The sequence below is a fragment of the Providencia sp. 2024EL-00732 genome (assembly GCF_044006275.1).
Taxonomy (GTDB): domain Bacteria; phylum Pseudomonadota; class Gammaproteobacteria; order Enterobacterales; family Enterobacteriaceae; genus Providencia; species Providencia huashanensis.
On sequence record NZ_JBIPDG010000021.1, the window covers coordinates 34075 to 41256 of the forward strand.

General features: G+C 40.5%; 6 protein-coding genes and 1 riboswitch. Of the genes, 4 read left to right on the plus strand and 2 right to left on the minus strand.

From position 1 onward, the window contains the following. Positions 1-21: 21 nt before the first annotated feature. Entirely contained in the window at positions 22-1419 is a 1398-nt protein-coding gene (sthA, locus tag ACHB7C_RS20220) for a Si-specific NAD(P)(+) transhydrogenase (RefSeq protein ID WP_042846653.1), read from the minus strand. 431 nt (positions 1420-1850) lie between these two features. Here sthA and fabR point away from each other — a divergent pair, with 431 nt between their 5' ends. After that, a complete protein-coding gene (fabR, locus tag ACHB7C_RS20225) occupies positions 1851-2507 on the plus strand; it encodes an HTH-type transcriptional repressor FabR (protein WP_042846652.1) in 657 nt (218 codons plus the stop codon). 12 nt (positions 2508-2519) lie between these two features. Further along, positions 2520-2909: a YijD family membrane protein gene (locus tag ACHB7C_RS20230; protein WP_042846651.1), complete on the plus strand. Its 390-nt coding sequence runs from the start codon at positions 2520-2522 to the stop codon at positions 2907-2909. A 59-nt stretch (positions 2910-2968) separates the two neighbouring features. Here the strand turns inward: ACHB7C_RS20230 and trmA are convergent, their stop codons facing one another. Then, positions 2969-4066 carry a tRNA (uridine(54)-C5)-methyltransferase TrmA gene (gene trmA, locus ACHB7C_RS20235; protein ID WP_166685519.1) on the minus strand — a complete coding sequence of 366 codons (1098 nt, stop codon included), beginning with the start codon at positions 4064-4066 and terminating at the stop codon, positions 2969-2971. An 85-nt stretch (positions 4067-4151) separates the two neighbouring features. Continuing rightward, positions 4152-4275, plus strand: a riboswitch (cobalamin riboswitch). A gap of 73 nt (positions 4276-4348) precedes the next feature. Between trmA and btuB the strand changes: the two genes are divergently transcribed. Further along, complete coding sequence (btuB, locus tag ACHB7C_RS20240; RefSeq protein WP_198860997.1) at positions 4349-6217, plus strand: TonB-dependent vitamin B12 receptor BtuB; 1869 nt, start codon at positions 4349-4351, stop codon at positions 6215-6217. Then, entirely contained in the window at positions 6162-7025 is an 864-nt protein-coding gene (gene murI / locus ACHB7C_RS20245; RefSeq protein ID WP_131680233.1) for a glutamate racemase, read from the plus strand. The genes btuB and murI overlap by 56 nt, the downstream gene beginning before the upstream one ends. The last annotated feature ends 157 nt before the right edge of the window (positions 7026-7182 follow it).

The window sequence follows — 7182 nt, forward strand, 5'->3', positions numbered from 1 at the left end:
GGCAACCATAATTGCACATCATTAAAATAAGCGGTTTAAGCCATTTAATGCAGCGACACGGAAAGCTTCTGCCATAGTAGGGTAATTGAATGTGGTATTAACGAAATATTCAATGGTATTACCTTCACCTTTTTGTTCCATAATAGCTTGGCCGATATGAATAATCTCAGCCGCCCTTTCACCGAAACAGTGAATACCTAATATTTGTAGCGTTTCTCTATGAAATAGTATTTTTAAACTGCCGACATTCATCCCAGCAATTTGAGCTCGAGCTAAATGTTTAAATTGCGCTCGGCCAACTTCGTAAGGTACTTTCATTGCCGTCAGTTCTTGTTCTGTTTTACCAACAGAACTAATTTCAGGGATGGTATAAATCCCCGTTGGAATATCCTCAACTAAATGTGCATTACCTAAACTACCGCCGATTGCACGAGCTGCAATTCGCCCTTGGTCATAGGCAGCAGACGCCAGACTTGGGTAGCCAATCACATCACCAACAGCATAAATGTGTTCATTTGTTGTTCGGTAGGCTTTGTTGACTTTAACTAAACCACGGCCATCCGCTTCGATTCCTACATTGGCGAGACCTAAACCGTCAGTATTACCTGTTCTTCCGTTGGCGTACAGTAAACAGTCAGCTTTGACTTTTTTACCTGATTTAAGGTGAACAATGACCCCATCATCTAAACCTTCAATCTTTTCATATTCTTCATTATGGCGGATCACAATGCCACTATTCCAAAAATGATACGACAAGGCATCAGACATTTCTTGGTCAAGAAAAGCCAGTAGGTGATCGCGAGTGTTAATTAAATCAACTTTGACTCCCAATCCACGGAAAATAGATGCGTATTCGCAGCCGATAACCCCCGCACCATAAATAATGACGTGGCGAGGTTCATGGGTTAGGTTGAGAATGGTATCGCTGTTATAAATTCGGGAATGGTTAAAATCTACGTCAGAAGGGCAGTATGGGCGAGACCCTGTTGCTATCACAATTTTATCTGCACTTAAAACATCGCAGCTTCCATCTGCATAGCGGACACTCACATGTTGCTCATCAATAAAAGTTGCTTCACCAGAAAACATTTGGCAACCATTACGCTCATAAAACCCTTGTCGCATACGCGTTTGTTGGCTAATAACTGTTTCGGCATGCCTGAGGATTTCAGAAAAAGAGGAGCTTAAGTTACGGGAATTATCACTATAAAGGGGGTTCTGGTTGAATTCGATAATACGGCTAACTGCATGGCGGAGGGCTTTTGAGGGAATGGTTCCCCAGTGGGTACAGCCTCCGCCGACATTATTATAACGTTCAATAACAGCAACGTTTTTTCCTTGTTTTACCAGTCCCATGGCAGCGCCTTCACCACCAGGGCCGGAACCAATGACTATTGCATCAAAATGGGTAAGTTGCATAAGGTAAGACCTGTTTTTAATACGAAGTGACTACATTATAGTAACATCAGTTGCTTCCTTAACCTAATTTCTCTTTTTCCATCGCCTTCTTTTGCATATTCAAAACACGGATTTATGTCTGTTTATTTAAACCCATTCGTTTGCCGTTTTGCGATAAATTAGAAATTCTGGGGGAACAATATCGAGTGCATTTTTGGTAAAACTATTTTTTCTTGTTCGGGTAGGGTGTAGTGGTGAAGATGATGGTTTCTATATAAGAAAACAGCAAAGATAGTAAGCGAAATTCTGAAAATGGCTAAATTGTAATAAAGAGTCGATTTTTCTCTCAACCAGATGAAGAAATTTCAGGTATGCTAGGGGGTGAATAGCACTCCTTATTTACATCTTTGATGTAATTATTAACGTTTAATGACATAGAAATTAGGATCACCGTGAGCAACACTATTGGCGTTAGAGCAAAACAAAAAGAAAAAACACGTCGTTCACTCGTCGAAGCTGCTTTTAGCCAATTAAGTGCTGAACGGAGCTTTACTAGCCTTAGTTTACGGGAAGTCGCTCGGGAAGCGGGTATTGCGCCAACTTCATTTTATCGCCATTTCAAAGACGTTGATGAACTTGGTCTGACAATGGTAGATGAGAGCGGTCTGATGTTGCGCCAGCTGATGCGTCAAGCACGGCAGCGTATTGCGAAAGGTGGGAGTGTGATCCGCACATCAGTCTCAACTTTTATGGAGTTTATTGGTAATAACCCAAACGCCTTTCGGTTATTATTGCGAGAGCGTTCCGGTACCTCGGCTGAGTTTCGTGCTGCAGTGGCAAGGGAAATTCAACATTTTATTGCTGAATTAGCGGATTACCTTGAATTAGAAAGCCATATGCCGCGTCATTTTACTGAGATGCAATCAGAAGCAATGGTGACAATTGTATTCAGTGCTGGTGCTGAAGCGCTTGATATAGATGAAGAAAAACGAAGAAAACTTGAAGAACGGTTGGTATTGCAACTAAGAATGATCGCTAAAGGCGCCTACTATTGGTACCGCCGTGAACAAGAACGACAGAATCAAACTGACCCAGACCTAACCAAATAATAAGGAGAATCAATGACGGATCAAAAAAGTTACGAAAGAAGTACATTACTGCTGGCACTTGTAATTGGGCTTGCGACTCATGGGACTTTCTCTACGTTGTTTAACTCATTAGTCGATTTTTCTTTTTTTCCCATTTTAACATTAGTACTCGCTGTTTATTGTTTGCACCAACGTTATTTACACCAAGCTATGCCGATGGGGTTACCAAAATTTGTTGCTGGTAGTTTCTTTGTTGGGATATTTGGCTATGCCGCGATTTTACGTGTTCAAAATCCAGAGGTTGGCTCAAATTTTATTCCCTCGACTATCATTGTGATTTTAGCTTTATGGATGTATGTCAGTTGGAAAGCTCGTAAAAAAGAACAACAAGAATTAGCGTTAGAACAAGAAATTGAAAATTAAAGTGAATTAATAAACTAAAAAACGCCGTATTATACGGCGTTTTTTGTCGCTGCTATTTTCTAACGGCGGGTTAATAACACACCGCTTTCCATATGGTGGGTATAGGGGAATTGGTCAAATAACGCTAGTTTTTCAATTTTATGGGTTTGGGTCAGTTCATTGAGATTATCGCATAAGGTTTCAGGGTTACATGAGATATAGACAATGTGGTCATAACCTTGAACTAGTTTTACAGTTTCTTTATCTAACCCACTTCGTGGCGGGTCAACAAAAATGGTATTGCATTGATAATCTGCAAGTGAAATTCCTTCAAGGCGTTTAAATTCACGCACACCTTGCATTGCTTGAGTAAAATCTTCAGCGGACATTCGGATAATCTGCACATTTTCAATATTATTTGCTTCTATATTATATTGAGCAGCAGCAACCGACGGTTTGGCAATTTCAGTCGCTAATACCTGTTTAAAATTTTGCGCTAAAGCCAATGAAAAGTTCCCATTACCACAATAAAGCTCTAATAAATCACCTGTTGAATTTTTTGTTGCACCAATAGCCCATTCCAACATTTTTATATTGACCTGTGCATTCGGTTGAGTGAAGCTATTTTCTACTTGGCGATAAACCATGTTTTTACCATTTACAGGTAAAACTTCATCAATATAATCATTATCTAACATGATTTTTGTCTTTGATGCTCTACCGATAAGCTGTACATCAAACCCTTTTTTAGTCAGCGTTTCTTTTAACGCCTTAGCTTCAATGACCCACTCTTCACCTAATTTTTTATGATATAGCAGTGAAACAATCAGCTTATTACTCAGTGTGGATAAATAATCGATTTGGAATAACTTGTGGCGTAGCAACTCATTGGGCTGAATTAATGGTAACAGCGTTGCCATCATGTCATTAATTAGCTGACTTGCGACCGGAAATTGTTCGATACGAATGCGTTCTTTCGTCTCTTTATCAAACATAATATGAAACAGGTCATCGCCTTCGTGCCAAATTCTAAATTCTGCACGCATCCGGTAATGGGACGTCGGTGATGAAAAAATTTCAGGTTCGGGAGCATTAAAAGGAGCCATCATAGCTTTTAAGCGGTCAGTTTTCTCTGCGAGTTGCAGTTCGTAGTCTTCTGTATGCAACGTGTTTGGCATGTTTGGCCCCATAAAACAGTAAAAAATTCGTATCAGGGGCGAAATTGTAGGGCAAGCAGCGAAGATGTCCAGTTTTCATTATTCATCCGTAGACACTGATTGTTATTCCTCTTAGGATAATGCCTTGAGTGAGCAGGGAATTTGGTTGGAATCCAAAACTGACGCGCAACGGTAAAAGTCCGATACCTGCCACACATCTAATCGCTTCGTTGAATATTCGCGCGGATCTTATATTCAACCTCGCGGAATCTTAATTTAATTGATTTTCCGAGTGTAATCATAATGAATAATAAAAAGTTGCTGCCGTTATCGGCCGCTGCTCTGGCAGTGCTATGTAGTATTCCTTCTTTGGCAAGTGGAAATAGTCAATCTGATCAGCTAGTTGTGTCAGCAAACCGTTTTGAACAACCTATCTCTTCTATATTAGCTCCTGTCACGGTCGTGACCCGTGAAGATATTGACCATTGGCAATCTAATACCGTGATTGATGTATTAAGGCGTTTGCCAGGTGTGGATATTGCGCAAAGTGGGGGAATGGGTCAACAAAGCTCACTATTTATTCGTGGAACTGAATCTCGCCATGTTTTGGTCTTAATTGATGGTGTTCGTTTGAATCAAGCGGGTATTTCAGGCTCATCTGATATGAGCCAAATTCCAATTTCTCTGGTACAGCGCATTGAATATATACGCGGAGCACGCTCAGCGGTTTATGGTTCTGATGCTGTTGGTGGTGTAGTGAATATTATTACTCGCCGTGATAACGATGGCACAACTTTAAATGCAGGTATTGGCTCACACAGTTACCAAAACTATAACGGTTCGACTCAGCAAAAGATTGGTGAAAATACAACCGTAACAGCTGCCGGAGCTTATACTCATACCAAAGGGTTTGATATTGAAGCCAGAGGAAATACAGGCGGGGGCCCTCAACCCGATAAAGATGGTTTTTTGAATAAAACGTTATGGTTAGGTGTTGAACATCAATTCTCTTCCGATCTTTCTGCTTATGCACGCGCTTATGGTTATGACAATCGTACGAGTTATGACGGTACACCAGCAGACACTCGTAAGCTATACAGCAGAACATATGAGTCTGGGTTGAAATATACGAATGGTAAGTACTCTACAAGTTTGCTTGGGAGCTATAGCCATATGAAAGATTATAACTACAACTATCATAATGGGCGGTATGGTAGCGGTTCTGTAATTGATGAATCAGACCAATACAACTTCCAATGGGGCAATAGCTATAGATTAGAAAAAGGAAATATCAGTGCAGGAGTTGATTATCAACGTCAAAGCATTGAGCCAGGCGGTTATACAATGACAAGTAAAAAAGAAACGGTGAATAACACTGGTATTTACCTTACAGGGCAATATGCGATTATTGATTCTGTAACAGCAGAAGCCGCTATACGTTCTGACCATCACTCTGAATTTAATTGGCACACAACATGGCAATCAGGTTTAAGTTGGGAGTTTTATGAAGGTTATAAGCTAATCGGTTCTTATGCTACTGCCTATAAAGCACCTAATTTAGGTCAGCTTTATACGGACAATGTCACTTGGGACATCAAAGGAAATCCCAATTTAAAGCCAGAAGAAAGTAAACAGTGGGAAATTGGTTTAGAAGGCGAAACAGGGTTATTATTTTGGCAATTAATTGGGTATGAAAACGAGATAACTAATCTGATTGATTTCACTACGGATCCAGTGACTTATGCTAGTTCTTATAACAATATTGGCAAGGCAAAGATTAAAGGTGTCGAGTGGAATGGTGAATTACAAACAGGCCTATTTAGCCATCAACTCACGTTACAGTATCTAGACCCAAGAAATGAAAAAACAAATAAAGTGCTTAATCGTAGAGCAAAACAACAAGTCAAATACCAGCTAGATTGGAATATTGCTGCTGTAGATATGGGGCTGACTTACCAATATATAGGCAGTCGCTATGATATCAATGAAACTTATCAACGCACTAAAGTTGGTGGAGTAAGCATCTGGGATATCACTGCTGCATATCCAATCACTTCACATCTCACAATTCGTGGTAAAATAGCTAATATGTTCGATAAAGACTATGAGACCGCGTATGGTTATCGCACCGCTGGAAGAGAATATTTCCTCACAGGAAGCTACAACTTCTGATAACACCTTATCTATCCGCCCGACCATTCTAGTATTTGACTCTGGAGTGGGCGGGTTATCTGTCTATCGTGAAGTCAAAAAAATGATCCCGCATGCCCACTATATATATGCATTCGATAATGAAGCCTTCCCTTATGGTGAAAAAAGTGAAGAGTTTATTATTGATAGGGTCTATCAAATCGTAAATTCGATAGCTGCAAAGCATCCTTTAACGATCGCAATTATTGCTTGTAATACGGCAAGTACAGTCAGCCTTCCTAATTTAAGGGCCCATTTCTCCTTTCCTGTTGTAGGCGTGGTTCCCGCAATTAAGCCGGCTACCAAACTAACACGTAATGGTGTGGTTGGTTTATTGGCAACGAAAGGCACCGTAAACCGTGAATACACTAAAGAGCTGATCGATCGTTTCGCAACAGACTGCAAAGTGATTTCCTTAGGGTCTGCGGAATTGGTCCAACTAGCAGAAAGAAAGCTGCATGGGGAAACATTACCATTAGACGAAGTTGCTCAAACTGTCAGGCCATGGCTCAGAATGCCAGAACCCCCAGACACCGTTATTTTGGGCTGTACTCATTTCCCTCTATTAATAGAGGAACTAGAAAAGGTACTTCCCGATGGCACAAGGTTTATTGATTCAGGTTCTGCAATAGCAAGAAGAACGGCTTGGCTAATTAACAACCAAGCTGAGACGATGAATTCTGATGAAGACGATTTCGCATATTGTTTATTAATGGATGCCAACGTAAAAGACTTACAGCCTATTCTTGAGCTTGAAGGGTTCAAAACGCTGCAAAAACTAGCTATTTAAGTTAAATTTGATGGAAAGCTGAGCGAACGAAAAAAAAATGCAAAAAAAGGGTTGCCAGATTTTTCTGACTCCCTATAATGCGCCACCACTGACCGGGAACAAGACAACGCAAAGCGCGATGAACACTGAAACGGCAGCGAGAGATTCTGAAAAGAAA